Source organism: Rhodanobacter aciditrophus, assembly GCF_042679525.1.
Classification (GTDB): Bacteria; Pseudomonadota; Gammaproteobacteria; order Pseudomonadales; family Marinomonadaceae; genus Marinomonas; species Marinomonas aciditrophus.
On the sequence record NZ_JBHTMN010000002.1, the window covers coordinates 69,166 to 93,854 of the forward strand.

Sequence of the window (24,689 nt, forward strand, 5' to 3'; positions counted from 1 at the left end):
CCTCAGTCTTACCCTAGAACTGACTCGTGGTTTCCAGGTGACAAGGCTGACACGGGAGATAAAGAAACATGCCCAGCGATAAAACCTTAGATTTAATTTGTCTCGGCCGCGCGGCAGTCGACATTTACTCAGAGCAAATCGGCAGCCGACTTGAAGACGTCACCAGTTTTGCGAAGTACCTAGGTGGCTCCTCAGGGAACATCGCCTACGGAACCGCTCGCCTAGGTCTGAAAAGCGCCATGCTTACCCGTGTTGGCAACGAACACATGGGGCGCTTCGTGAAAGAAGAGCTAGAGCGTGTTGGCTGTGATACCAGCCACGTGGTGACAGATTCAGAACGCCTAACAGGCCTAGTACTTCTAGGCATTAAAGACAGCGACACCTTCCCTCTTATCTTCTACCGCAATGATTGTGCGGACATGGCCGTGAGCCCAGAAGATTTCGACGCTGACTTCATTGGCTCAGCGAAAGCACTGGTCATCACTGGCACACACTTCTCTACCGATGGCACGTACGCAGCCAGCAAAAAAGCCATCGAGTACGCGAAAGCTAACGACACAAAATGTGTGTTAGACATCGATTACCGTCCCGTACTTTGGGGCTTAACAAACCCTGGCGATGGCGAAACCCGCTTTATTTCCAATGACCAAGTTACCACTCACCTGCAAGGTATTTTGGGTGACTTTGACCTAATCGTGGGTACTGAAGAAGAAGTTCACATTGCAGGCGGCAGCACTGACACTATTACTGCACTGAAGAAAATTCGCGAATTGAGTAACGCGACCATCGTTCTAAAATTGGGTGCACTAGGTTGTACCGTTCTAGAAGGCGACATCCCTGCAAGCGAAGACGACTTTGATGTATTCACTGGCGTTCGCGTTGATGTGATGAACGTGTTGGGGGCGGGTGATGCCTTTATGAGTGGTTTCTTACGGGGCTGGATCCGTGGCGAGTCACCTAAACAATGCTGTGCTTACGCGAATGCTTGTGGTGCTTTGGTTGTATCACGCCACGGCTGTGCACCCGCCATTCCAAGTGCGGAAGAGTTGGATTACTACCTTGAGCACGCTGAAGGAATCCCGCGCCCAGATCTAGACGATGAACTGAATCACCTACACCGAGTGACCACTGAACGTCTTCCATACGATTGGCAAGACCTATGTATCTTTGCATTTGACCACCGTAAACAGTTGTTTGATATGGCCACTGAAGAAGGCACAGATCCAGAGCGCATCAAAACCTTGAAGCGTTTGTTAGTCCAAGCTCTAAATAAAGGCATCAAAGAAATCGGCGATAGCCAATACGGTGTATTGATCGACGACACTTATGGTCAAGATGCATTAAACGATGTAACCGGACGCAACATGTGGATCGGACGCCCTGTTGAGTTTCCAAGCTCACGTCCAATTGAGCTTGAAGGTGGTCGCAGTATCGGTTCACGCCTAAAAACTTGGCCAAAAGAGCACATTATCAAATGTTTGGTGTTCTATTCTCACAAGGACACGCCAGAGATGTTGGCTGCTCAAGAGCGCCAAGTGATCGAGCTTTATAAAGCTGCGTGTGTATCTGGCCATGAATTATTACTGGAAATCATCTCACCTCGAGATCAAGCACCTGACGACACGGTTTACACCGAGTCTCTAAAACGCTTTTATGATCTAGGTGTTCGTCCAGACTGGTGGAAACTACCGCCACAAACACCAAGCAACTGGCAGCAAATCACAGACATCGTGAATACCAATGACCCGCACTGTCGCGGTGTGGTAATGCTTGGACTGGATGCGCCACTGGATGAGCTGAAACAAGGGTTTGCAAACAGCGCTGGCTTCGACATTGTGAAAGGCTTTGCGGTGGGTCGCTCTATCTTTGGCGTACCAAGCCGTGAATGGCTAGGCGGTCGTTTCGACGATGAACAACTTATCAACGCCTGTGTCTCCAACTATTTAGAATTGGTTTCCTACTGGAAAGACCGCCACTAACCTAGGCATTTAAGGAATCAACATGAGCACTATTAAATTAACCATGGCGCAAGCGGTAATCCGCTACATGATGGCGCAAAAGATCGAGACTGATGAAGGCATCAAGCCTATGTTCGCAGGTGTCTGGGCGATCTTCGGTCACGGCAACGTGGCAGGTCTGGGTGAAGCACTTTACCACGTGAAGGAACAGCTACCGACTTACCGTGCGCACAACGAGCAAGGCATGGCACACGCGGCCATCGCCTTCGCAAAGACAAAAAACCGTCAACAAATGATGGCTTGTACCGCATCGGCTGGTCCAGGTGCTGTAAACATGGTCACGGCAGCCGCCGTTGCCCATGTTAACCGTATTCCTGTGTTGTTCTTACCTGGGGATACTTTTGCAACACGTATGCCTGACCCGGTATTGCAGCAAGTGGAAAACTTCCACGATCACACGTTAACGTCAAATGACTGTTTCCGCCCTGTGAGCCGTTTCTTCGACCGCATTACCCGTCCAGAGCAGCTTCTGACGTCTTTGCCACAAGCGATGCGCGTGCTAACAGATCCAGTGGAGTGTGGCCCAGTCACACTGGGCATGCCTCAAGACGTTCAAACCATGGCGTTTGATTTCCCTGAGTCATTTTTCGATGAGAAAGTTCACCGTCTGCGCCGCCAAGGCCCTGATGCGTTTGAACTTGCACAAGCGATCGAAGCTATCAAACAAGCGAAGAACCCTGTCGTCATCGCTGGTGGTGGCGTCCACTACTCTGGCGCATTAGAAGAGTTTGACGAATTTGTCTCAGCTCTAAAATTACCGGTGGGTGAAACCCAAGCTGGTAAAGGCGCACTGCCTTGGGATCACAAACAGAACATGGGCACCATAGGTGTGACCGGTGCAGGTTCCACTAACCGTTTAGTTCAAGACACAGATCTGATCATTGCGGTCGGCACACGTCTTGGTGACTTTGCGTCAGGCTCTCGATCTTTGATCAACCCTGATGCCAAATTGATTTCTCTAAACGTTGCCTCATTCGATGCCGTGAAACACAAAGCCGTGTCTTTGGTAGGTGATGCCAAACTGACGCTACCCATGCTAACCAAATCACTTGAAGGCTTTGAATCTGATGCAGCTTGGGTAGAGCGTGCTGAATCTGAGCGCCAAGCTTGGCAAGCGGACATTGATGAAGCAACACGCGACCGCGGTACTAACCTTCCTAGTGACGGTGAAGTGGTTGGTGCCGTTAACCGTGCTGCGGGCGAAAAAGACATCGTTGTTTGTGCTGCTGGGGGTCTTCCTGGGGAGCTACAAAAACTATGGCGTACCCGTTACAGCCGCGGTTACCACATGGAGTACGGCTACTCTTGTATGGGTTACGAAATCGCAGGTGGTGTCGGCACCAAGATGGCTGCGCCAGATTCTGAAGTGTACGTCATGGTGGGGGATGGCTCCTACCTAATGATGAACTCTGAAATCGCTACCTCTGTGATGCTTGGCCTAAAAGTTGTGTTCGTCGTGTTGGATAACCGTGGTTACGGCTGTATTCACCGTCTACAACAATTCTGTGGTGGCCCAGGCTTCAACAACATGCTGGAAGACTGCTTAACCGTCGAAGGTGGCGCACCTAAAACTGACTTCGTTGCACACGGTAAAGCATTGGGCGCAAACGGTGAGAAGGTGACAACCATCCAAGAACTGGAAGCCGCCCTTGAGCGCGCCAAAGCCTCCCCAATCAGCTACTTAATCGAAATCGATACGGATCCAGCCATTGTCACTGAAAGCGGTGGCCACTGGTGGGATGTTGCCGTACCGGAAGTATCTGAACGTGAAGAAGTGCGCAACGCTCGTAAAAACTACGAAGAGCACAAAGCACGTCAGTTCAAAAACCTATAAATCATTCAGTTAGAGAACGCCGCCTTTCGCGAGGCGGCTCAAACAATAAAAGGTACTCAAATGGAAACTTTAGGAAACTTCATTAACGGCCAGCACGTTGCCAGCCAAAGTGGCCGTATCGGTCCTGTTTACAACCCTGCAACGGGTGAGCAAAGCCTAAACGTTGCCCTATCTAGCGCGGACGAAACACGTGACGCGATTGCCGTTGCACAAACGGCATTTGAATCTTGGCGTAAAGTCACTCCGCTAAACCGTGCCCGCGTTCTTTTCAAGTACAAAGCACTTCTTGAGGAACACGCTGACGAAATCGCTGAAATGATTACTAAAGAACACGGTAAAGTGTTCTCTGACGCGAAAGGCGAATTGACTCGTGGCCTAGAAGTGGTTGAGTTTGCTTGTGGTATTCCTCACCTTCAAAAAGGCGAGCACAGCCTAAACGTTGGTCGTGGCGTTGACAGTATGTCTTTGATGCAACCGCTAGGTGTTTGTGCCGGTATCGCACCATTTAACTTCCCTGCCATGGTGCCAATGTGGATGTTCCCTGTTGCCATCGCCTGTGGTAACACTTTCGTTATGAAGCCGTCTGAAAAAGATCCTTCTGTTCCACTACGCTTAGCTGAACTTTTAACTGAAGCAGGTCTACCTGATGGCGTATTCAACGTTGTTAACGGTGACAAAGAGTCTGTGGACGTTCTATTGACTGACGAGCGTGTACAAGCAGTTAGCTTTGTAGGCTCAACGCCAATCGCAGAATACATCTACTCTACTGCGTCTGCCCACGGCAAACGTGTACAAGCACTAGGTGGCGCGAAAAACCACATGATCGTTATGCCTGACGCAGATCCTGCTCAAGTGGTCGGCTCTCTAATGGGTGCCGCTTACGGTTCGGCTGGTGAGCGCTGTATGGCCATCTCTGTTGCAGTTTGTGTGGGTGATGAAGTGGCTGACAACCTAATCTCTAGCCTAAGCAAAGAGATCGACACCATGCGTGTTGGCCCGGGTCTAGGTCTTCCTGAAGAAGCGCACATGGGTCCAGTTATCTCTAAAGAGCACTGTGCAAAAATCAAAGGCTACATCGATACGGGTGTAGAAGAAGGCGCTACCTTAGTACGCGATGGTCGTGAATTCGTTTACCCTGGCCATGAAAACGGTTACTTCGTAGGCCCAACACTGTTCGACAATGTTAAGAAAGGCATGCGTATTTACGAAGAAGAGATCTTCGGCCCTGTATTGTGTGTTGTTCGCGCAGAAAGCTACGCCGAAGCAGTTGAGATGATCAACGCTCACGAATACGGCAACGGTACTTCCATCTTCACCCGTGACGGCGACACGGCACGTCAATTCTGTGAAGAAATCCAAGTGGGCATGGTGGGTGTTAACGTACCGATCCCAGTCCCTATGGCATTCCACAGCTTCGGTGGTTGGAAACGTTCTTTGTTTGGACCGCTACACATGCATGGTCCAGATGGCGTTCGCTTCTACACTCGCATGAAGACTGTTACTGCTCGCTGGCCAACAGGTCTTCGCGCAGGCGCGGAATTCTCCATGCCGACCATGAAGTAGTTGATAGAGTTAGACACGAAAGATACTCCGACCACCTCCGTGGCTGCTGCTAGTTTGCTCCGGTAATCTCTCTCTAGTATGCAGTATTTTTAGCCCACTTTACGTGGGCTTTTTTCGTGTCATTTTGAAACAAAGCCGATACAAAAAATGACACAAACCTATAGATCGATTACCTATATCGACCTGAATTTTGATCACTAAACAAACTAAAGTGAAGTATGAGCCTTAACTCTATTGGCGAATAGAAGGTGTAATAAGACCTCAACAGCCCCTTATTTATCGACTGAAAGAGATCTAAAAAGAGGACGAAGGAACCCAAATAAAAGGGTAAATGAAAGGCGATTAAGCGGCCAAAATATGACCGCTTTAGTTAAGTAAAATCAGTGGATGAAATCAGTCGATGGAAACACACTGATTTTGCGCAGCACTCAAGGAAACCGCATCAATGACTTTAAGGACTTCAATGGCTTCTTCACAGGTCACAGGTGGTGTTTTACCTTGAGTCACAGCGTCGTAAAACTGCTGGTAATAGTCATGGTATCGACCTTGCTCTGAGGGGACAGTGCGTTTGTCTTCTGGGGTTGCAAGTAATGCCCAGTGGGCCTCATCTTGATATCCCCAGCCATCTAAATCCTCCACCGGGCGTTTGCCTGCAAAGATATCTTGAGCCTGTACGTCAGTCGCCAAAGAGTGATAACCACCGTTCTCTGCGTACACGAGAATCTCCTTCGCCACCAAGCCATTCACTTTACTTGCGGACAAGTGGGAGTGAACGCCATTTTTGTGGTTAAGGGTAATGCAAAAACTGGTGTTAGTAGTGCCTTCAGGCAGCTCCATGTTATCTAAGTTAGCATTCACTGACGCCACAGAGCCGAATAGGTGAATGGCTTGATCCACCACATGGCTACCAAGGTCACGGAGCAAACCGCCTTCTGGCCCCTTCTCTAGGGTGGCAGGATCATCCAAATCGAACCGTGATTGGAAGCGCCAGACTTGCCCTAATACACCACTCTCTAAAGTTTTCTTTAAGGTAACAATATCCGTATCAAAGCGTCGGTTATGGAACACACTTAACACCACACCACGATCTTGTGCCGCTTTAGTCAGCTCTCTGGCAACCTCGGCATTCGGAGCAAAGGGTTTATCCGCTACCACATGCAAGCCAGCTTCAATGGCCTTAAGCACCAGCTCTCGGCGCGTATGAGGCGGAGTGGTTACAGTCACCGCATCAAGAGACACGCTAGCCATCATGCTGTCTAAGGATTCAAATACCGGCACATCAGGAAAATCCGCCTTAGCCGCCGCAACCTTATCGGCTGCTCGCGCGACAATCCCCACCAACTGGATGCCATTCACCGCCTCAATAAAAGGCCCATGAAAATGCTGTCCACCTGTACCATATCCAACTAACCCTAAGCGCATGATTCTGCTCCCTACATCCATTTACATTATTATTTAGACAAAATACTCCAATACAATAAAAAATGGAATTTATATTCCAAAATAACCCAAGTTTTACACTTAAATATTGGTCGGCATCAGGATCTCAAAAGGCACGGTTTTCAACATAGTCGGCGTCGCTGAATCGTTTTGTACCGTTTCCACTAGACTCTCTACTAACATGGATGACATGCTCTCTAGAGGGTGACACAAGGAGGCGTTAATCAGCCCTTCTGACAAGCCTTTCATGGTGATTGGGCCCGAATCGCGACAGACCAAAATGATCTCGTTTCGCTTGTCTTCTGGCAGCTCCTTTAGAGCACGCACAACCCCAGATATCCCCCCACCAACGATCAAGATCCCCACTAAATCATCGGTGGAATTCACCAGCTCTTTCACCATATCGTAAGCCAGGTTTGGGTCTTCGTGGGTAGGACGAGTTTCATCAACAGTTAGCAAGTGATGGTATTCTCGAATATACGATCTGAACCCCGCATCCGCCACGTCCTGGCACTGATATCTATGGTTACCAATGAAGACCGCTACTCGCCCAGGACGCTTGCTCATCTGCCCCATTAGGTAACCCGCAGTTCGTCCAAGTTTCCAGTTATCCACCCCTACATAAGCCGCTTTTTGCGAGCTTGATTGGTCTGTGATGTAGGCCACCACTGGTGTGCCTTGTTGCGCTAAATCACTGATGGCATGACCAATCAAAGGATGGTCCGCGGCAATCACAGCCACCGCATCACACTCCTTACCCAAGGCAATTAAGCGTGAGGCGATATTCTCTGGCGTCAAAATATCAACAAAATCCACCAGCGGCTCGACGACTTCGTTCAATCTGTTTTGACAGGCCTGAACAATGTGGTCACGGAATAATTGATACAGAGGTCGGTGGGATTGTTGCAACAAAAAACCCAAACGATAGGTGGGTGTGGATTCTTTCACACGATACTCGATGGCTCCGATTCCATAGAAACCAATTTTCTCAGCGGCTTTTTTGACTTGCAGCATGGTGCTGTTTTTAACCGCCCCACTGCCATTAAGAATTCGGTTCACCGTTGAGGTAGATACCCCTGCAGCCTTTGATAGATCTGCGATGGTTGGTCGCTTCATACTCACTCCAACTATTTTTATTATGTCACTATGAATGATTCATAATGACACAATAAACCATCTTTAGCTCTTTTTCATTTCCCAACTTGCAAATTTTTTACTACTTTTATTTTGCGAATAAAAATAACCAGCTCTCCAACGAGAGAGCAAAACAAGCAATGGAAAGGAAAATAAAAATGAAAAAGCTGAACCGTTCTTTGTTGTTAAAAACTGCCGTAGCGACTTTCACTGCGTGCGCAACCACTGCTGTCATGGCAGCTAATATCTTTGTCGTTGGTGGCAAGCCTGACGATTCCTTCTGGTCAATCGTGAAGAAAGGTGCTGACGATGCAGGCTTAGTAGTAGAAGCTCAAGGGGGCTCTGTTACTTGGTTATCTCCTCAAAACTACGACAACCTAGGTGTGGATGCGGCGGAGCTGATTCGCCAAGCGATCTCCCAAGGTGCGGATGCCATTGTTGGCCCAGACTGGGTTCCTGCGGCAATGGATCCAGCCTTTGAAGCCGTTCGAGCTGCGGGCATTCCTCTGATCATCTACAACGCGGGTGGCATTCAAGCCGCTGACAAGCTTGATGCAATGAACTACATCGGTTCAGATGATTACAAAGCAGGCATCGCAGCCGCTCAATACCTAATTAAAAACGGCCAGAACAAACTGGTTTGTATCAACACTCTTCCTGGTGCTGCCAACATCGAAGCTAACTGTAAAGGTTTGACAGATGGTGCTGCGGCGGCAGGTGGTGAAGCTGAAGTACTTCCTCTTCCAGCAACTTCCTTTGGTAACGCAACAGCCGTTGCCCAAGCTATCAAAGCTTACCTACTTCGCAACCCTACGGTAAACGGCGTTTACACGATCGGTAACGTAGATGCGAACTCTGCCATCAATGGCGTTATGCAGTCTGGCAAAATGGGCCGCGTACAAGTGGGTAGCTTGAACATGGACGAAACCGTATTAAACAACATCAAGTCTGGCAAGCAACTGTTTGCGATTGACCAACAAGGCTACCTACAAGGTTACCTAGCTGTGTCCATCCTAAATGGCTATGTGAACTACGGCCTGACTGTACCGACTCGAGAAATCTTGACCGGCCCTGGCATCGTTGACAAAACCAACGTTGATTCAACGCTATCAGGTGTTAAACAAGGTACTCGTTAAGCGCGCTTTCACCCTGCGCACTCAATGTTGAGTGCGCAGCGGATTGCCAGTCTAAGAGCTGGCGTAAAGAAAAGCCGAAAGGTTTGTTTATTCTCGGGGAGTAGTACATGGCCTCTATTAGCCAAAATCAAAAGTCTGTCGTGACTTACAAAAACACATCTGGACCGTCGCTTGGACAGCTAATCAGAAGACCAGAAGCAGGATCATTCTTCGGAATGCTTGCGGTATTTGTTTTCTTCTCAATTTTCGGCGGCATGGTCTTCCTTTCACCTGCAGGTTTTGCAAGCTGGCTTAACGTTGCAGCAGAGATCGGTATTGTGGCACTGCCTATTGGCTTGCTCATGATCGCTGGTGAATTGGACTTATCCATTGGTGCCGTGATTCCAGCTTCTTCGCTGACCACTGCCATTGTCTCTGGTTACTTTGGTTTACCAGATTTTGTGGGCATCTTGGCCGCATTAGGGGTTGGTTTATTAGTGGGTCTTATTAACGGGCTAATCGTACTGCGTACGGAGATTCCGTCTCTGATTGTGACCATCGGTATGATGTTCGCTCTGATGGGTCTGACTCTTGGCTCTTCTATCTTGTTAACTGGCTCAACTACAGCGTCCATTATTCCAAGCGAACTGTCTCAAGCCATGTTAGGCCAGTTTATCGGCGGCATGTTCCAGATCACAATTTTCTGGTGGATCGGCTTCATCGTGGTAGTGGGCTTCATCTTACACGCGTCTCGTTTCGGTAACTGGATCTGTGCCTTAGGTGGCGACAAGATCAGTGCCCGTAACGCCGGTATCCCAACAGAAAAACTGACCATCTCTTTGTTTATGATGAGTGGTTTTGCGGCAGCCTTTGTGGGTGTGTCTCAAGCCATGGTGTATCAGAGTGCTCAAGTAGCAGGCGGTCAAGCTTTTATCTTTAACTCGATCATGTGTGTGGTCATCGGTGGTGTGTTATTGACCGGTGGTTTTGGTTCTGTGTTCGGCATTGTGTTCGGCACCATCACCTTCGCTGTGGTGAACCAAGGGATTTACTTCACCAGTTTTGATCCGAACGTTGGCAGTATCATCATCGGTGCCTTGCTATTGGTTGCCGTAATCACCAACGACTCGTTCAGAAAGCTTGCGCTAAGTTACTCCAAGAAAAAGAACAAATAAGAAGGCAGAGCTATGAATAACATATCTATCAGCAATTTTCTGACTCGCCCTGAATCCGGCTCAGTACTGAGCTTCGCGGCAGTCATTGTGTTCTACATCATTTTTGGTGGCGTTCAGCTAGACCACCTAGTGGGATCGGCAAGCTGGGTAAACTTTGCCGCTAACCTAGGCATCATCGCCTTGCCTGTGGGCTTGTTGATGATCGCTGGAGAACTGGACATTTCCATTGGTGCCATGATTCCTGCGGGCTCTATGACCGTAGCCATTCTGTCCGGTCACTATGGCTTCCCAATCGAAGTAGGCATTCTAGGTGCGATTGCACTTGGGGTGATCGTTGGACTGATCAATGGTTACTTAACGGTCAACACAACGGTACCGTCTTTGATTGTTACCCTAGGCACCTTGGTTGCCATGCAAGGTTTGGTATTGAGCTCTTCGGTCCTGCTTACCGGTAATGCCAGTGTTTCTTTGGCAGCCCCTGAATGGAGTAAATCCATCTTCGGCCAACTCATCGGTGGTAGCTATCAGGTGATCATCTTCTGGTGGTTGGCTTTGGTGGCCGTGTACTTCTTCGTGATTCACCGTACTCGTTTTGGTAACTGGATCTATGCCATGGGTGGCGACAAGGTCAGCGCCCACAACGCTGGTATTCCAGTACGTAACATGACGATTTGGTTGTTTGTCTTGTCTTCTACCAGCGCAGCATTTGTAGGCATGTGTGGGGCGATTCTATTCAACTCTGCGCAAGTATCCGGTGGTATGCAGTACATCTTTAACGTGATCGTTTCCATTGTGGTGGGCGGCGTGCTTCTTACAGGCGGCTTCGGATCCATCATGGGTATCTTCTTCGGCACGCTAACCTTTGCGGTCGTAAGCCAAGGTATTTACTTCACAGACATCGACCGTAACTGGTCCAGCTTGATCATCGGCGTGATGTTGATGGCAGCTGTATTGATGAACAATTTCTTCCGAAAAATGGCGTTAACACACGCGCCCAAACAAAAAAAATAAGAAGAGGGATTAGATATGACTACTCCAGTATTGGAACTTCGCAACGTAAATAAGTCATTTGGGCCAATTGATGTGTTGCACGATATTTCTTTGAAAGTACACCCAGGTGAAGTGCTGTGTCTATTGGGTGACAACGGTGCCGGTAAATCTACTTTGATTAAAACCTTGGCCGGTGTCCACAAACCGACTTCTGGTCAAATGTTTATGGATGGGGAAGAAGTCAACTTCGATCGTCCAAAGGATGCATCAGACCGAGGTATTTCAACCGTTCACCAATTCGGGGGCACCTTCCCATTGATGAGCATTGGTCGCTCCTTCTTCGTAGGGGTTGAGCCCACCAAAAAATGGGGCCCATTCACAGTATTTGACCGCAAGACAGCTAACGAAACCGCCGTTAAAGCGGTACGTGAATTCGGTATCACCCGTATCGATGACGGCGATCGTCTGATCGGTGGTTTGTCCGGTGGTGAGCGTCAATCCTTGGCCATTGCTCGTGCGGTTCACTTTGGTGCCCGCCTTCTTATTCTCGATGAGCCGACTGCGGCATTGGGTGTAAAAGAAGCGGCCCACGTATTGCGCATCATCTTCGAAGCTCGTAAACGCGGCCTAGCTGTTATCTTCATTACCCACCAAGTTATGCACGCCATGACAGTGGGTGACCACTTTGCTGTCTTGATTCGTGGCGCTCTGGCGGCGGACTTCCGTAAAGGCGACAAGACCCGTGAAGAAATCACGGATCTGATGGCGGGCGGTGAAGCCATGGCAGACCTTGAGAGCGAAATCGCGAGTCATATGGATGCCCATGATGGGCAGCCAGCAGCGGCTGCAAATCAATAACCCGTGGACGGCGTCTAACCAATAGACGCCCCTTACACAGCGCACAAAAAACAATAATTATTTACTCATTTATATTCTTTAAGGAATAGGGGGACTTATGTCTTTAAGAGTTGGCGTTATCGGGACTGGTATGATTGGACAAGATCATATTCGCCGTCTAACAAAAGTATTACAAGGTGTTGAAGTGGTTGCGGTCAATGACATCGATGAAAACCGCGCAACAGCTATCGCCCCTGAAGGTGCAAAAGTATTCACGTCCGTTAAAGAGTTGATTCACTCCGAGACAGTAGACGCTGTGGTGATTTGTTCTTGGGGAGCGGCCCACGAAGAACAATTGCTTGAATGTATCGCCGCCGGTAAACCCGTGTTTTGCGAGAAGCCAATGGTGATCTCGGAAGAATCAGCGCTGAAAGTCTTGGCTGCGGAAGTAGCTTATGGCAAGCGTCTTGTACAAGTGGGCTTTATGCGCCGATTTGACGCTGACTACCGTCGCCTTAAAGCTGTGATTGATGGTGGCACCTTGGGCACGCCTTTGATGTATCACTCCACTCACCGCAACCCGAGTGTGCCAGAGGGTTTATACACCTCTGACATGCCTCTCAATGACACGCTGGTTCATGATGCGGACATCTCACGCTGGTTACTTTCAGATGAAATTGACGCGGTAGAAGTTCGTGTACCACGTCGCTCAACCCGTGGCGGCGAGCTGCGTGACCCAACCATCGTCTTACTTCACATGGCAAGCGGTGCCATCGTGGATGTGGAAATCTCTGTAAACATTGCCTACGGCTACGATATTCGTGGCGAAGTAAGCTGTGAACTTGGGGTTGCGGCACTTCCAAATCGTCCTGCGACTGTGATTTCTGATCAACACGGTATTCGCCAAGCCATTCCTGAAGACTGGCGTGAACGTTTTATTGAAGCGTACGACCAAGAATTTAGAGAGTGGATCGCTGCGGCTTCTGCCGGTACAGCAACTGGGCCAAGTGCATGGGATGGCTATGCTGCCACACTGACGGCCGATGCCGCCCTTCGCGCTGTTACATCAGGTCAGCGTGAGCCAATTAAGCGCATTTCTAAACCAGACTTGTACAACTAACACTTTGTGAATTTATAGGCTTATTTATGAAACTCTCTATTTGTACCGATGTAATGGGCAATCTGTCGTTCACAGAGATGCTAGATAAATGTGTTGAACTGGGTTTAGAAGGTGTTGAAATGACGGGGGGTGGCTGGTCAAGCGCCCCTCACTTCCGCGCTGACGAACTGCTTGCTGATAAAGGCCTGCTAAAGAAAAAGCTAGCCGAGATCGAAGCCCGCGGCCTACAAATCGCCGCGCTAAACTGCTCTGCTAACCCTCTTGATCCAGGTGAGATGGGTAAGCGCCACCGTAAAGAGATGGAAGACACCATCCGCCTTGCAGGGGAAATTGGCGTTAAGAAAATCATCACCATGTCTGGCTTGCCTGAAGCGGCTCCAGGAGACATGGTGCCTAACTGGTTGGTGTACACCAAGAGCTGGCCAAATGAAATGCCTGAGCGTGACCGTTACCAGTGGGAAGATCGAGCATTCCCTCTATGGCACGATCTGGTGAAACTGGCGACTGAAGTAGGCGTAGAAAAATACGCTCTAGAAAACTTCTCTGCCATGTTGGTATGGAACCCTGAGACACTGTTCCGTTTGCGTAACGAAGTTGGCCCTATGGTAGGTATGAACCTAGATCCAAGTCACTTGTTCTGGAAAGGCGCTTGCCCCATCGCGGCTGCCCGCGCTCTAGGGGACGCCATTCACCACGTACACGGCAAAGACACTCGCATTGAGCGCGGTTTATGCGACATCAACGGCCTATTGGAACTTAAAGACGTGACGGACGTTGCAAACCGCTCTTGGAACTATGTGGCGGTCGGCGCGGGTCACGACCTCCAGTGGTGGAAAGAGTTTTTCTCTGTGGTCGGCATGCAAGGCTACCACGATTGGGTCTCTCTAGAGATGGAAGACTTCACCATGTCGGTTGAAGCGGGCATCCAATCCTCGGTGGATGCTCTGAAGCAAACGATCCTGCGTTAGGGACCGGCATCTTTTAGCAGGGTGGCCAATCTGCGGGCCCCCTGCTCTTTTTAATACTCTACGTATTCTATTTGATCAATATAATAGGTTTTTTCACCACCCGCCCTTTTCAGTACCACTTCATCTCCCTCGCTACGCTTCAGCAGTGCTTTTGCTACGGGTGAATCCATACTGATGTAATCTTCCTCATGATCGATTTCATCGGGCCCTACAATGCGAAAACGCTCTTGATTCCCGTCGTCATCTTCCAGTGTCACCCATGCCCCAAAGAACACAACGGAACGATCAATGGGCAAACGATCCACCACGGTACATTGATCTAACCGCTTTTCTAGATAGCGCACACGTCGGTCAATCTCACGTAACTGCTTCTTACCGTAGATGTATTCTGCGTTCTCCGAGCGATCCCCCAACTTTGCGGCATCACTGACGGTTTGAGTCACTTCAGGGCGTTTTTCCTTCCAAAGATATTTCAGCTCAGCCAACAGCTTATCCGCCCCTTGTTTGGTGATGTAAGCACCTTTTGGAGCACCCGGTGGACGGTATCGACTCATAGAACCTCTCTAACAGCGTCTTCAATAAACAAAGTATTCAACAAACAAAAATGGCGCCACGATTTCTCGCGACGCCATTGTATAACCTTTCGCAGTTTAGTCTGCTTTGGACAAATGCACGTCCATTTGTGGGTACGGAATACCAACACCGTTCTCATCAAAGGTGTATTTAACCTTCTCTAAGAAGTCAGACTTGAATTGCAACAAGTCGCTTGATTTCACCCAAATACGAACACTGAAGTTTACGGAGCTGTCCGCCAACTCTGAGACAAAAATCATGTACGCAGGATCAGGCAATACACGCTCTTCATTGTCCAGGATAGACTTCATCAAATCACGGGCCAGACGGATGTCTGCATCGTAGCTAATACCAATAACAAGATCTAAACGGCGAGTTGAATGGGCCGAATAGTTGACAATGGTACCGTCCATCACAGACGAGTTCGGCAGGATCACGCTGCGATTATCAAGGGTCTTCAGGTAGGTATGGAACAACTCAATGCGATCTACCGTTCCCATTTCGCCACCGACTTCAACGAAGTCCCCCGCTTTAAATGGACGCAATAGAATGATCAGTACGCCCGACGCAAAGTTTGACAAGGAACCTTGCAACGCAAGACCTACGGCTAAACCGGCGGCACCGAGAATAGCAATAAAGGATGTGGTCTGGACGCCAATTTGACCAAGCGCCATCAGAATCACAGCGGCAAACATCAAGGCATACAAGATGCTTGAGGTAAAGCCCACTACGGCATTGTCAATTTTTGAATTGCGCATACGTTGCTCAATCCAATTTGCGATACGCTTAGCAATCCACTTACCAACAAAGAAAATGATAATGCCAACAATAATGCTGACGCTTTTCTCTGTTAACCAAGGCAGCCAAGTACTCCCTTCTTCCATCCATTTTTCCAATTCATTCATATCTCATTTCCTGTGTTAAAAATTAAGCCAAATACTCGGCTTTATGCTGCCATTCATCTAACAGATGCTTTAAGCGTAAAATACCTTGCTTTGAAAACACAACATACACTTTGCCATCTTTACATTGCGTATTCACGACACATTCCTCATCGATCACAGCACACTCGTGACGCAAAGCTTCGATCTCCTGATCATATCGCACACTCATCCCAATAAAGACATGCCAGTCTCGCTCAAGCAGCCGCTGCTCCACGGCTTCACGCAGTACTTTGACACAGCCATTTGCATCTAACTGGTAATAAGGCGCTCGCTGCTTGTGTTTGATAAAAAACACCAGCAAGACAACCAACAATAAAAAGCAAACGAATGTACCGATCAGGATTTGTAAGATCATTCGTTAAAGTTATACGCCAACAAGTAAGTTTTAGCGCGACGCAAACGCTCCACATGGGTTGCTTCGAGTGCATCCATCTCGGCTTGATATTTACGTCGCGCAGCAAGTGGCAGAGCATTCCATTGATCATGAGTTGGAATATGTTGTGTGTGCTCTTCGACTAAGTACACAGCTTGCACATCTTCGTGCTCCGATAAATCAACGCTTAACTGATCTAACAGGTTCTTCACACGAATAGACGCTTCCGTCCAAGTTAGCTTTTCATCCTCTTCTACGGCGCGCATTAGGATTTGGATGCTTTCAATTCGCTTTGTCCGCTCTTCACGTAAGCGACCTTCTCCCGCCGCAATACGATCGGCACGCTCTTTATTCTGTTTCAACTGTCGTGCAATAAAATAAACCGACAAGCCAATGACGGCAAAACACACAATCAAAATTGCCCAAAATGCATTAGTAGACATATATTTCCTAGCATTAATATTAGGTTCAGTGGGTACTGAGCTTAGGAAGCCCAATAGACACTAAACGCTCAATTCAATTCGAGATTCTTGCAGCAGGGTATTGATAGCGTCATATAGCTCTGGCGTCGCAACGATTAAACTGTCGCCATTTATGGCCTTAGGCCACTCTGCGCGCTGAGCACCAAACGCCCCTATGGTAGCTCCAGCTTCTTCGGCAATTAAAGCTCCTGCTGCCATATCCCACGGCTTTACATTTTCGTAGTAAGCATCCATTTGCCCATTGGCCACTGCACACAGATCCAATGCAGCAGAACCATTTCGTCGTATGTCTTGGCAATTCGCCAATACGGCCGTCACATATCCCATCAACTCATATAAAGTATCTCGCTGATATGGGAATCCTGTAGCAACCACCGCATTACGCAATACATTACGACCACTAACGGAAATAGGCCTGTCGTTTAGCCAAGCCCCTTTCCCTTTTACGGCGGAATACATTTCATTTAAAAATGGTCCATAAACCACTCCCACCCAGCGCTCTCCACGGTAAAACACCGCAATAGACACCGCCACATGGGGCAAACCTTGAGCGAAGTTGACCGTACCATCAATGGGATCAATAACCCACACAGGCACATCCGACGCCATGGCGACATTTAAATCAGGGGACGACTCTTCAGACAAAATCAAATGCCCAGGGAAGGTTGATACAATTTGAGTGCACAAGTAATCGTCCACCGCTAAGTCCACCGAGGTGACCAGCTCGTGGCCGGCCTTATAATCTCGTTTGAACTCTGCATTTGCGCGACCTTGCTGCATCATACCGCCCGCATGAAGGGCCCATTCTTTAGCGGATTCTAACCAACGATCTGGCTCAAACTTAATTGACATTTACTCTCTCCTTAAGCAAAACGCTGATTCAACCACTCACCGATAACAGCCACCTGTTCTGCACACACTGAGTGAGGCATAGGGAAAGTGCTGTATTCTGTAACATACCCTTTATCATTTAATAGGGTATTGGCTCGTACCGCTAAACTCGGATCCACGACCGGATCCAAGGTGCCATGCTGAATTAAGAACGGGGTCTTTTCATTCTTATGACCCTGAGCGTCCTGAACTTGGTCTGGATCCGCAATGTAGGTAGATAAAGCCATCACGCCTGCAAGCTGATATTGACCACACAAAGCAACTTGATAAGCGATCACGCCCCCTTGCGAAAAACCAGCTATCACGACCTTGTCACTGGCAATGCCCTGTGCTTCAAGCTCAGAAATCATCTGCTCAATTTGCTCCACAGACTCTTTAATGTTGGCCATATCCACTTTGCGATCAAGAGTCATTTCTAAGATGTCGTACCATGCCCTCATTTTCATTCCACCATTAATGGTCACTGGGCGAATGGGCGCATTAGGGAACACAAAACGAATGGCTTTACCTTGTAAGCCTAACTGCGGAACGATTCCTTCAAAGTCATGGCAATCCGCTCCAAGGCCATGCATCCAGATGACGGCAGAGTTGGGGGATTCGGCGGTATCAACGGTGATAAATTCTAGTGGCTTTGACACAAAAACTGCTCCAAAAAATAGGCCATCACAATGGTGACAGCCTATCATAAATTGCTGATCGATGAATCCAGCTAGTGTGTTTCGGGTAATTTTACCGATTCAACCCCCTGGTCACCATTTAACATAAACTGAATATCTGCCCGTTGAATCATAGAACAAATCATATGGCGGGTAATACGCTCGTAGTATTGCATAAAGCCCTTTAGCATTTCTGGGGACATGACTTTAATGTCCAAGGTATCCAAAATCCCCCCATGAATATCATGTAGATGCTCTTCTAACACTCGCTCCTGCTTATTTCGCCAGTCATAAACGACTTCAAAACCTGGTGGCTGCATCCACATTTGCACATCAATAAGCTCAAATAGAGACTTATAGTCCGTGGCCAAATGCTCATTGACCGCTTTACGCCATATCGCCTCCGCATCTTTATCTTCTTCCAAGCGATTAATGGGTGTCAGTAAAGACTCTTCTGACATAGGGGAAGCTCCCACACACCAGCCTTCAAAAAAAATCACATCCACAGGCCCTGCAACTTCCTGCCAACGATGTACTGGCTTACGATCATCAAGTGACTTATCAAACATAGGCACATACATGACTTCCCCAGACTTGAGCTGCTTCATGCGTTCAAAGATATTCAGCGCCAGAGGAATATCATGGGTCCCTGGTACACCACGGGTCGCAAACAGAGGGTGCACTTGATGGGCATAGGACAAGCGATCTGAGCGGGTCAAATAAAGATCGTCCAAACTCACCACCACAGCATTACGGTCAAACCCCTTACACAGCACATGGCTGACCACCGAAGAGAATGTGGTTTTGCCACACCCTTGGGGCCCACCTAAGCCAATGACTAGGGGACCTTGTTTAGACTGCAAACGATCCTCTACCCAGCGTGCAAAGGGTAAATACAAATCATCCAGACGCTCCACTAATGACTCATCAGCATAGGTCCCTTTAAGAGTCTGCTCCACATCAAACCGTAAACGCTCTGCCAAAGAACCTGGCTGCCCTTGCGCTTGATTTATTAAACTGACCTTTTGAAAATTCATAATGAACACCCCCATTTCGCATGTCTTGTAGAAGTATAGGAGCTGCTCATTTTTTAACCAGAACAGAAAAGCATATTAGGATCCCCCCAATATTCCGTTGAAATACCGCAAAAATGACGCAAATCTGTGCAAATTTACTTCAAGAATAGGTAGTTTTAACCGTAAACTATAGGAGTAAACGAATATTGAGGTTTTGCGATGCACACAAAACAGTGGCTGATAGCTATTGGAGTTGCTGCCTTGGCGCTACAAGGCTGTACTTATAATCATTACTATCAAAACGGATCAGAAATGATGGCAACGCCCGCAGGTGAAACAGCCATCGCGAAATCCGCTGCGACAAAACCGACAAAAAAAGTAGTTATTTACCGAGTTCATTAATCGGTATTCATTACACCTATGTTAAACGGCTGAAAGCTGGCGCAGTATCTAATGGAGGATCCCCGATGACACATACGGGCAAACTAGTAACATTGATTGGCCTAGCAGCACTTTTAAGTGCCTGTAGCGGCAAACCAATAATGGAATCCCAGTGCACATCGGTAGCCCCTTGTACAGGAGGTATGCTGAGCAACTCTTCAGAATCAGAAGAGGAAACCCGCGACATCGAAATTATCGATGTGGTGCCTAGAGATCCCATCATCATTAATGCAACTGGCTACTCTGCTCCAATCTCCAGCAAACAACTGTCCAAATCCCAAGCCCGCCTCATGTCCCTGCGCGGCTCTAAACTTGACGCCTACCGTAATCTATCAGAGCGGGTATACGGCTTAAAAATTGATGGCACCAGCTCCCTCAGCAACATGATGATGCAGCATGACGAACTGCGCACCTATGTAGATGCCTACCTAGTGGGCGCTAAAGTGATTTCTCAGCGGGAACTGGAAGACGGCACATTTGAAACCGTTGTCGAAATGGCATTACAAGAAAACTTCCGAGCCTGCGTTAGCTCGCCGGAAAGTATCCGTTCGAACCCTACCTGCCAAATTCGTAAAAACTACAGCACGAGTACTGCTACGCCAGCGTCACAACCCTCTAGCTTTTATAGCGTTCAATAATGATTAGGCTGATTTTAACCACATGCTTACTGAGCTTAACCTTAAGCTCAGCTATCGGCCAAACCATTGAAGCTCAAGGGGAAGCCATCATCTATGACCAAGACCTAGATGATGCACGTTATCGGGCGACTCAGCAGGCTATCAAGCAAGCCACCTTGCAAGCCAGCTCAAGAGTCCGTTCCCATGACGCCATGGTCAATGGCACCATATCTTCCAATACCTCTATTCAAAGTGCCGGCGTTGCCAAAGATACTCGCATATTGTCTGAATCCGTGGATTCAGACATCTTAACGGTTCTGATCCAAACCGACATTTCCCCAGAAGGCATGTGTGAAAACGGCACCATCAACCCCTACAAGAAATCTGTTGGTATTACTGGGTTCGCACTGCAAACACCACAACAAGCAAACTTAGGTGCCCTGCACAATATACCTAGAGAATTCCCCAAAGCCCTAGCAGATGAAATCAATCAACAGGGCTACCTAAGAGCATTGGCTGCCACCAATTTATCGGTTTATCCTGATCTTATTAACGCCCCAACCTCCATGACCAATGACGGCTCCCTAACTGACGTGGCCAATATCGGTGAAGACTTAGGGGTGCAATACGTTATAAGTGGTGTTGTTCGAGATATCAGCGAGCGCTTTCCAAAGCGCCCCGATCAAAAGACCCCATTAAACAAATTACTAAGCTGGGCAAACAAAGAAGACAACCAACGTAAGTTCGTCCTAGACCTTTACATCTATGATGGCTTCAGTGGCGCTTTAATCTTCCAAGAGCGCTATGATGAGACCGGCAAATGGGATACAGATGAAACCAATAAAATAGGTTTTGGTACAGGTCAGTTCTGGACACTGCATTATGGTCAGATCGTTAAACAAACCCTTAAAAATATGGCCATCGACACCAGTGACAAATTAAATTGTCAGCCATTCGTCGCTAATATTTTTCGCACCGAAGGCAATCAAATACATATCAACGCAGGATCACTTGCAGGCATCAAGAAAGGTGATCAATTTCAAGTTTTTCGTCGTTACGAGATATTTGATCAGCTACAAAATGCGCAAACACAACTTAACAACGCCAACATCAATGTTACTATCACTCAGGTCCAACCCAATTTTGCCATTGGCGAACTTGCCGTGGACGCACGGGTATTAAATGTTCAACAACAAGATGTTGTGATTGCTTGGTAAACAATTAAAATCAAGCTTTTAAAATGCACTACACTGCTAGGATTAGATTTACATGAACAACGAACTACTTCACCACTTAGAACAACGCATCAATGCTGCTGTTGAGGAAATTTCTACACTACGCCAGCGCATCTCCGAGCTTGAAATGCAAAATTACGAGCTGACTGAGGAAAAAGAAGAAATTTCCAGCAAACTAAACCAACAATCAGAACAACACAGCAACTGGGAAAACAGCCTAAACCAGATGCTAAACAAACTAAACCAACTGGATTAATTGGGTCGAAATTGATGAAAAAACTTGTTTCAGCGGCTTTACTCGCAGGGGCGACCAGCGCATCGGCCGCTGGACAGTTTTCGAGCTTAGCAAGCTATGACTATGTCTTTAGCAAACCCTCAACCGCTACCAGCCACACTGCTAGCGTAATCAATACACTGGTCGAGTACACCTACCCACGTACCCTATCTATTTACGGCGGCTTTTCTTTTATTTTGCGGGACAGTTTTGAAAGCACCTTAACCCTTGGTGCCCGTTTATACACGCCAACCCCCATGTTTTACTGGGGCGGCTCGGTACCGATTTGGAGTTACGTCGGTGCAGGCACTTTTTTATTGGATAACGGCGCTTACTACCCAGAAGCTGGGTTGCGAATTGGTATAACCAACAACACACGACTAGACGTTTTCCTAAAAGTGTTTAACAGCGACGACACAGCTTATGATAAACATGCCACCATTGGCGTAGGTTTGACGTTCTAACGATAATAATGAAGCTGTTTTATATTTTTGTTGTGAGCATAACCATGATTAGCGTGTTTCGTTGGTGGAATACTAGCAATGTAGAAGTCATACTCCCAACAACACAACAGCTCAACGAAATGGTCGGTCGAGAAGGCGCTCCCAGCGTCCCTCTCCCTAACACACCATCCGGAAATTAATCTTTATGGATCGATTAATCAAAGCGCTAGAAGATAAAATCGACAACCTTTTAGCGGAGCTTAACCAAGCCAAGCAAGAGATTGAGCGCCTAAAACAAACGCCCCAAGAGACGGCCTACGAAGTTAACAGTCCGAGCGATGCCTCTCTGGACTTGCTATCCTCTATGACAAAGCGTTCTACAGAAGATCAGCTACAACTATACATCGAAGACTCATTAGACCTACTGAGCCCTTCACCCAGCAAGCCCGAAAACTCGGACTTGGAAAACCAACTCAGCTTTGACTTAATGCATCAAATGCAACAAGCCACTGAGACCAACGAAGACAACCAAGAAACGAAAGAATCTCTTATGACTACTGAACAAGACCTTACACCAGCCGCTGACCAACAAGAGACTGCTGTGACAGAAGTTGAGCAAACGCCCGTCGATTCAACACCTAGCCACACTCCTGAAGCGCCAGCACTCAGTGCCGAGGAGAAGCGTCGCCAAAAAAATCAAAAGAACAACCGTCGACTGATTCGTTTGTTGGAAGAGCGCTACCCTAAAGCCTTCGACTGGAACAACCCACGCCCACTTAAAGTTGGCATCGACAAAGACATGGTGCTTGACGACGAGTTCAACGACAGCAAACGTAAACGCGCCATGGCGGCCTACACGCGCTCTGATCGCTATAAGAAGTGCCTACTGTCTGGTCAGCCACGTATTGACCTTGAGGGCGTAGCGGTAAGCGATGAGCCAGCTCTACCTAACGCCAAGAAGCCCACAGCGCCGAAAAAACCAATGCCTAAAAGCAAGCAAAACGCTCATCCAGGTAACAAAGGCAAAGGTGGCTCTCAACAAAACCGTCCAAAGAAAGCCAAACAACAGCCAAAAGTTGACCCACAGTTCGAGAACCTAACGGAAGAAGAACGCATGCAGGCTAAATTGGCACAATTGCTGAAGAAAAACTAAAAAAAGTGTTTACACGGCGCGGCAAGCCTTATAATATATGCCGCGCTGCTGTGGAGGGGTTCCCGAGTGGCCAAAGGGAGCAGATTGTAAATCTGCCACGAAAGTTTCGGTGGTTCGAATCCACCTCCCTCCACCATTTCTCTTTTCTTCCTGATATTCCCTATCTTCTCCAATTCCATTCTCAGTAAAATCAACCAGTTAAATTTATACATTTTTAGCTATATACCGTACAGAAAGCACCACACAACTACCCCATCATTACCCTGATAGCCAATCAAGCACCTAGTAGATCAAGCACCAAATCAAGCTCCTAGCCGAAACAAGACAGACACCTTAAATCTACTTCACCCGACGCCCACCTACACGACACAAAACCAACACAAGCACAGAGCAGTAAGCAGTAAGCAGTAAGCAGTAAGCAGTAAGCAGTAAGCAGTAAGCAGTAAGCAGTAAGCAGTAAGCAGTAAGCAGTAAGCAGTAAGCAGTAAGCAGTAAGCAGTAAGCAGTAAGCAGTAAGCAGGTAAGCAGTAAGCCAGACTACAGGTCAGGAATATGACTACAAGAAGAAATAAGAGAAATATAGAAAGAAGGGAAAGTGGTGGGTCGTACTGGATTCGAACCAGTGACCAATTGATTAAAAGTCAACTGCTCTACCAACTGAGCTAACGACCCACTTAAGACAAATTGTCAGACTATCCTGATGGTCGGAGTAGAGGGATTCGAACCCCCGACATCCTGCTCCCAAAGCAGGCGCGCTACCAGACTGCGCTATACTCCGATGGCTCCCTGAACTGGACTCGAACCAGTGACCTAATGATTAACAGTCATTTGCTCTACCAACTGAGCTATCAGGGAATGTATCAGAAATAGGATGAAACCAAATTGGTTTCGAGGCATAGTTGGTGGGTCGTACTGGATTCGAACCAGTGACCAATTGATTAAAAGTCAACTGCTCTACCAACTGAGCTAACGACCCAACTATGAGGCAATGGGGTGGACGATGGGGCTCGAACCCACGACCGATGGAATCACAATCCATAGCTCTACCAACTGAGCTACGCCCACCATTACCAATTGATGCAAATTAGTGGTCGGAGTAGAGGGATTCGAACCCCCGACATCCTGCTCCCAAAGCAGGCGCGCTACCAGACTGCGCTATACTCCGATGGCTCCCTGAACTGGACTCGAACCAGTGACCTAATGATTAACAGTCATTTGCTCTACCAACTGAGCTATCAGGGAACAACTAATTTTTCTCACAACTTCCTTCCTAAAAGGAAGATGGCGGAGGAGGAGAGATTCGAACTCTCGGAAGGCTATTAACCTTCGCCGGTTTTCAAGACCGGTGCATTAAACCGCTCTGCCACCCCTCCGTTGCGAGCGAGGTGTATATTACG

The 24,689-nt window shown here is 48.0% G+C and carries 23 protein-coding genes, 9 tRNA genes and 1 pseudogene; 16 read left to right on the top strand and 17 right to left on the bottom strand.

Annotated elements, in window-relative coordinates:
* Nucleotides 1–68: 68 nt before the first annotated feature.
* The 3 genes and pseudogenes from ACFQ45_RS00345 (at nucleotide 69) to ACFQ45_RS00355 (ending at nucleotide 5,415) form a co-directional block, all read left to right on the top strand.
* Nucleotides 69–1,979, top strand: coding sequence for a bifunctional 5-dehydro-2-deoxygluconokinase/5-dehydro-2-deoxyphosphogluconate aldolase (locus ACFQ45_RS00345; RefSeq protein WP_377364191.1), 1,911 nt, complete (start codon nucleotides 69–71; stop codon nucleotides 1,977–1,979).
* A gap of 70 nt (nucleotides 1,980–2,049) precedes the next feature.
* Nucleotides 2,050–3,780, top strand: a pseudogene (gene iolD, locus ACFQ45_RS00350) (3D-(3,5/4)-trihydroxycyclohexane-1,2-dione acylhydrolase (decyclizing)); the annotation flags it as partial.
* Nucleotides 3,781–3,912: 132 nt separating this feature from the next.
* Nucleotides 3,913–5,415 carry a CoA-acylating methylmalonate-semialdehyde dehydrogenase gene (locus tag ACFQ45_RS00355; RefSeq protein ID WP_377364193.1) on the top strand — a complete coding sequence of 501 codons (1,503 nt, stop codon included), beginning with the start codon at nucleotides 3,913–3,915 and terminating at the stop codon, nucleotides 5,413–5,415.
* Nucleotides 5,416–5,808: 393 nt separating this feature from the next.
* Here ACFQ45_RS00355 and ACFQ45_RS00360 read toward each other — a convergent pair whose 3' ends face one another.
* Together ACFQ45_RS00360 and ACFQ45_RS00365 are read right to left on the bottom strand one after the other, a co-directional pair.
* Nucleotides 5,809–6,837: a Gfo/Idh/MocA family oxidoreductase gene (locus tag ACFQ45_RS00360; RefSeq protein ID WP_377364195.1), complete on the bottom strand. Its 1,029-nt coding sequence runs from the start codon at nucleotides 6,835–6,837 to the stop codon at nucleotides 5,809–5,811.
* A gap of 99 nt (nucleotides 6,838–6,936) precedes the next feature.
* Nucleotides 6,937–7,971 carry a LacI family DNA-binding transcriptional regulator gene (locus ACFQ45_RS00365; protein ID WP_377364197.1) on the bottom strand — a complete coding sequence of 345 codons (1,035 nt, stop codon included), beginning with the start codon at nucleotides 7,969–7,971 and terminating at the stop codon, nucleotides 6,937–6,939.
* 176 nt (nucleotides 7,972–8,147) lie between these two features.
* Here ACFQ45_RS00365 and ACFQ45_RS00370 point away from each other — a divergent pair, with 176 nt between their 5' ends.
* From ACFQ45_RS00370 to ACFQ45_RS00395, 6 genes are all read left to right on the top strand, one after another.
* Complete coding sequence (locus tag ACFQ45_RS00370) at nucleotides 8,148–9,125, top strand: sugar ABC transporter substrate-binding protein (protein WP_377364199.1); 978 nt, start codon at nucleotides 8,148–8,150, stop codon at nucleotides 9,123–9,125.
* A gap of 107 nt (nucleotides 9,126–9,232) precedes the next feature.
* On the top strand, nucleotides 9,233–10,279 hold the full coding sequence (locus tag ACFQ45_RS00375; protein ID WP_377364201.1) for an ABC transporter permease: 1,047 nt from the start codon (nucleotides 9,233–9,235) through the stop codon (nucleotides 10,277–10,279).
* Nucleotides 10,280–10,291: 12 nt separating this feature from the next.
* Nucleotides 10,292–11,290 carry an ABC transporter permease gene (locus ACFQ45_RS00380; RefSeq protein WP_377364203.1) on the top strand — a complete coding sequence of 333 codons (999 nt, stop codon included), beginning with the start codon at nucleotides 10,292–10,294 and terminating at the stop codon, nucleotides 11,288–11,290.
* Between the two features lie 15 nt (nucleotides 11,291–11,305).
* A complete protein-coding gene (locus ACFQ45_RS00385; RefSeq protein WP_377364205.1) occupies nucleotides 11,306–12,127 on the top strand; it encodes an ATP-binding cassette domain-containing protein in 822 nt (273 codons plus the stop codon).
* Nucleotides 12,128–12,224: 97 nt separating this feature from the next.
* Entirely contained in the window at nucleotides 12,225–13,226 is a 1,002-nt protein-coding gene (locus ACFQ45_RS00390; RefSeq protein ID WP_377364207.1) for a Gfo/Idh/MocA family oxidoreductase, read from the top strand.
* A gap of 26 nt (nucleotides 13,227–13,252) precedes the next feature.
* A complete protein-coding gene (locus tag ACFQ45_RS00395; RefSeq protein ID WP_377364209.1) occupies nucleotides 13,253–14,194 on the top strand; it encodes a sugar phosphate isomerase/epimerase family protein in 942 nt (313 codons plus the stop codon).
* A 50-nt stretch (nucleotides 14,195–14,244) separates the two neighbouring features.
* Here ACFQ45_RS00395 and greB read toward each other — a convergent pair whose 3' ends face one another.
* The 7 genes from greB to ACFQ45_RS00430 all read right to left on the bottom strand — a co-directional run bounded on the left by greB (nucleotide 14,245) and on the right by ACFQ45_RS00430 (nucleotide 19,150).
* Nucleotides 14,245–14,748: a transcription elongation factor GreB gene (greB, locus tag ACFQ45_RS00400; protein WP_377364210.1), complete on the bottom strand. Its 504-nt coding sequence runs from the start codon at nucleotides 14,746–14,748 to the stop codon at nucleotides 14,245–14,247.
* A 96-nt stretch (nucleotides 14,749–14,844) separates the two neighbouring features.
* The gene (locus ACFQ45_RS00405) at nucleotides 14,845–15,672 is read right to left on the bottom strand and encodes a mechanosensitive ion channel family protein (protein ID WP_377364211.1); all 828 of its coding nucleotides are present in this window, start codon (nucleotides 15,670–15,672) and stop codon (nucleotides 14,845–14,847) included.
* 22 nt (nucleotides 15,673–15,694) lie between these two features.
* Nucleotides 15,695–16,066 (bottom strand): hypothetical protein, encoded by a 372-nt coding sequence (locus ACFQ45_RS00410; protein ID WP_377364213.1) that lies wholly within the window; start codon nucleotides 16,064–16,066, stop codon nucleotides 15,695–15,697.
* The gene (locus tag ACFQ45_RS00415) at nucleotides 16,063–16,527 is read right to left on the bottom strand and encodes a DUF2489 domain-containing protein (protein ID WP_377364214.1); all 465 of its coding nucleotides are present in this window, start codon (nucleotides 16,525–16,527) and stop codon (nucleotides 16,063–16,065) included. The genes ACFQ45_RS00410 and ACFQ45_RS00415 overlap by 4 nt, the downstream gene beginning before the upstream one ends.
* A gap of 60 nt (nucleotides 16,528–16,587) precedes the next feature.
* A complete protein-coding gene (locus ACFQ45_RS00420; protein ID WP_377364216.1) occupies nucleotides 16,588–17,418 on the bottom strand; it encodes an inositol monophosphatase family protein in 831 nt (276 codons plus the stop codon).
* An 11-nt stretch (nucleotides 17,419–17,429) separates the two neighbouring features.
* The gene (locus ACFQ45_RS00425) at nucleotides 17,430–18,095 is read right to left on the bottom strand and encodes an alpha/beta hydrolase (protein WP_377364218.1); all 666 of its coding nucleotides are present in this window, start codon (nucleotides 18,093–18,095) and stop codon (nucleotides 17,430–17,432) included.
* A gap of 71 nt (nucleotides 18,096–18,166) precedes the next feature.
* Entirely contained in the window at nucleotides 18,167–19,150 is a 984-nt protein-coding gene (locus ACFQ45_RS00430) for a hypothetical protein (RefSeq protein WP_377364220.1), read from the bottom strand.
* A 198-nt stretch (nucleotides 19,151–19,348) separates the two neighbouring features.
* On the opposite strand from ACFQ45_RS00430, the gene ACFQ45_RS00435 reads away from it, so the two are divergent.
* The 7 genes from ACFQ45_RS00435 (at nucleotide 19,349) to ACFQ45_RS00465 (ending at nucleotide 23,428) form a co-directional block, all read left to right on the top strand.
* Nucleotides 19,349–19,531 (top strand): hypothetical protein, encoded by a 183-nt coding sequence (locus ACFQ45_RS00435; protein ID WP_377364222.1) that lies wholly within the window; start codon nucleotides 19,349–19,351, stop codon nucleotides 19,529–19,531.
* A 65-nt stretch (nucleotides 19,532–19,596) separates the two neighbouring features.
* Nucleotides 19,597–20,208 carry an LPP20 family lipoprotein gene (locus tag ACFQ45_RS00440; protein WP_377364224.1) on the top strand — a complete coding sequence of 204 codons (612 nt, stop codon included), beginning with the start codon at nucleotides 19,597–19,599 and terminating at the stop codon, nucleotides 20,206–20,208.
* Nucleotides 20,208–21,404, top strand: a complete 1,197-nt coding sequence (locus tag ACFQ45_RS00445; RefSeq protein ID WP_377364225.1) for a flagellar assembly protein T N-terminal domain-containing protein — start codon at nucleotides 20,208–20,210, stop codon at nucleotides 21,402–21,404. The genes ACFQ45_RS00440 and ACFQ45_RS00445 overlap by 1 nt, the downstream gene beginning before the upstream one ends.
* Before the next feature lie 52 nt (nucleotides 21,405–21,456).
* Nucleotides 21,457–21,678, top strand: coding sequence for a cell division protein ZapB (locus ACFQ45_RS00450; RefSeq protein WP_377364227.1), 222 nt, complete (start codon nucleotides 21,457–21,459; stop codon nucleotides 21,676–21,678).
* Nucleotides 21,679–21,692: 14 nt separating this feature from the next.
* A complete protein-coding gene (locus ACFQ45_RS00455; protein WP_377364229.1) occupies nucleotides 21,693–22,160 on the top strand; it encodes a hypothetical protein in 468 nt (155 codons plus the stop codon).
* A 184-nt stretch (nucleotides 22,161–22,344) separates the two neighbouring features.
* Nucleotides 22,345–23,292: a ProQ/FINO family protein gene (locus ACFQ45_RS00460; protein ID WP_377364230.1), complete on the top strand. Its 948-nt coding sequence runs from the start codon at nucleotides 22,345–22,347 to the stop codon at nucleotides 23,290–23,292.
* A gap of 52 nt (nucleotides 23,293–23,344) precedes the next feature.
* Nucleotides 23,345–23,428 (top strand) — tRNA-Tyr (locus tag ACFQ45_RS00465).
* 460 nt (nucleotides 23,429–23,888) lie between these two features.
* On the opposite strand, the gene ACFQ45_RS00470 is transcribed toward ACFQ45_RS00465, so the two are convergent.
* The 8 genes from ACFQ45_RS00470 to ACFQ45_RS00505 form a co-directional block, all read right to left on the bottom strand.
* Nucleotides 23,889–23,964, bottom strand: a tRNA-Lys gene (locus tag ACFQ45_RS00470).
* A 29-nt stretch (nucleotides 23,965–23,993) separates the two neighbouring features.
* A tRNA-Pro gene (locus ACFQ45_RS00475) sits at nucleotides 23,994–24,070 on the bottom strand.
* A 1-nt stretch (nucleotide 24,071) separates the two neighbouring features.
* Nucleotides 24,072–24,147, bottom strand: a tRNA-Asn gene (locus ACFQ45_RS00480).
* 45 nt (nucleotides 24,148–24,192) lie between these two features.
* Nucleotides 24,193–24,268: transfer RNA gene (locus ACFQ45_RS00485), tRNA-Lys, on the bottom strand.
* A 13-nt stretch (nucleotides 24,269–24,281) separates the two neighbouring features.
* Nucleotides 24,282–24,357, bottom strand: a tRNA-His gene (locus ACFQ45_RS00490).
* A gap of 23 nt (nucleotides 24,358–24,380) precedes the next feature.
* Nucleotides 24,381–24,457 (bottom strand) — tRNA-Pro (locus ACFQ45_RS00495).
* 1 nt (nucleotide 24,458) lies between these two features.
* Nucleotides 24,459–24,534: transfer RNA gene (locus ACFQ45_RS00500), tRNA-Asn, on the bottom strand.
* A 40-nt stretch (nucleotides 24,535–24,574) separates the two neighbouring features.
* A tRNA-Ser gene (locus tag ACFQ45_RS00505) sits at nucleotides 24,575–24,665 on the bottom strand.
* Nucleotides 24,666–24,689 lie beyond the last annotated feature (24 nt).

Bases quoted from the DNA above. Each gene is read 5' to 3' on its own strand.
- ACFQ45_RS00345 (WP_377364191.1), top strand. From the start codon at position 69: ATGCCCAGCGATAAAACCTTAGATTTAATTTGTCTCGGCCGCGCGGCA.
- ACFQ45_RS00355 (WP_377364193.1), top strand. From the start codon at position 3,913: ATGGAAACTTTAGGAAACTTCATTAACGGCCAGCACGTTGCCAGCCAA.
- ACFQ45_RS00360 (WP_377364195.1), bottom strand. From the start codon at position 6,837: ATGCGCTTAGGGTTAGTTGGATATGGTACAGGTGGACAGCATTTTCAT.
- ACFQ45_RS00365 (WP_377364197.1), bottom strand. From the start codon at position 7,971: ATGAAGCGACCAACCATCGCAGATCTATCAAAGGCTGCAGGGGTATCT.
- ACFQ45_RS00370 (WP_377364199.1), top strand. From the start codon at position 8,148: ATGAAAAAGCTGAACCGTTCTTTGTTGTTAAAAACTGCCGTAGCGACT.
- ACFQ45_RS00375 (WP_377364201.1), top strand. From the start codon at position 9,233: ATGGCCTCTATTAGCCAAAATCAAAAGTCTGTCGTGACTTACAAAAAC.
- ACFQ45_RS00380 (WP_377364203.1), top strand. From the start codon at position 10,292: ATGAATAACATATCTATCAGCAATTTTCTGACTCGCCCTGAATCCGGC.
- ACFQ45_RS00385 (WP_377364205.1), top strand. From the start codon at position 11,306: ATGACTACTCCAGTATTGGAACTTCGCAACGTAAATAAGTCATTTGGG.
- ACFQ45_RS00390 (WP_377364207.1), top strand. From the start codon at position 12,225: ATGTCTTTAAGAGTTGGCGTTATCGGGACTGGTATGATTGGACAAGAT.
- ACFQ45_RS00395 (WP_377364209.1), top strand. From the start codon at position 13,253: ATGAAACTCTCTATTTGTACCGATGTAATGGGCAATCTGTCGTTCACA.
- greB (WP_377364210.1), bottom strand. From the start codon at position 14,748: ATGAGTCGATACCGTCCACCGGGTGCTCCAAAAGGTGCTTACATCACC.
- ACFQ45_RS00405 (WP_377364211.1), bottom strand. From the start codon at position 15,672: ATGAATGAATTGGAAAAATGGATGGAAGAAGGGAGTACTTGGCTGCCT.
- ACFQ45_RS00410 (WP_377364213.1), bottom strand. From the start codon at position 16,066: ATGATCTTACAAATCCTGATCGGTACATTCGTTTGCTTTTTATTGTTG.
- ACFQ45_RS00415 (WP_377364214.1), bottom strand. From the start codon at position 16,527: ATGTCTACTAATGCATTTTGGGCAATTTTGATTGTGTGTTTTGCCGTC.
- ACFQ45_RS00420 (WP_377364216.1), bottom strand. From the start codon at position 17,418: ATGTCAATTAAGTTTGAGCCAGATCGTTGGTTAGAATCCGCTAAAGAA.
- ACFQ45_RS00430 (WP_377364220.1), bottom strand. From the start codon at position 19,150: ATGAATTTTCAAAAGGTCAGTTTAATAAATCAAGCGCAAGGGCAGCCA.
- ACFQ45_RS00435 (WP_377364222.1), top strand. From the start codon at position 19,349: ATGCACACAAAACAGTGGCTGATAGCTATTGGAGTTGCTGCCTTGGCG.
- ACFQ45_RS00440 (WP_377364224.1), top strand. From the start codon at position 19,597: ATGACACATACGGGCAAACTAGTAACATTGATTGGCCTAGCAGCACTT.
- ACFQ45_RS00445 (WP_377364225.1), top strand. From the start codon at position 20,208: ATGATTAGGCTGATTTTAACCACATGCTTACTGAGCTTAACCTTAAGC.
- ACFQ45_RS00450 (WP_377364227.1), top strand. From the start codon at position 21,457: ATGAACAACGAACTACTTCACCACTTAGAACAACGCATCAATGCTGCT.
- ACFQ45_RS00455 (WP_377364229.1), top strand. From the start codon at position 21,693: ATGAAAAAACTTGTTTCAGCGGCTTTACTCGCAGGGGCGACCAGCGCA.
- ACFQ45_RS00460 (WP_377364230.1), top strand. From the start codon at position 22,345: ATGGATCGATTAATCAAAGCGCTAGAAGATAAAATCGACAACCTTTTA.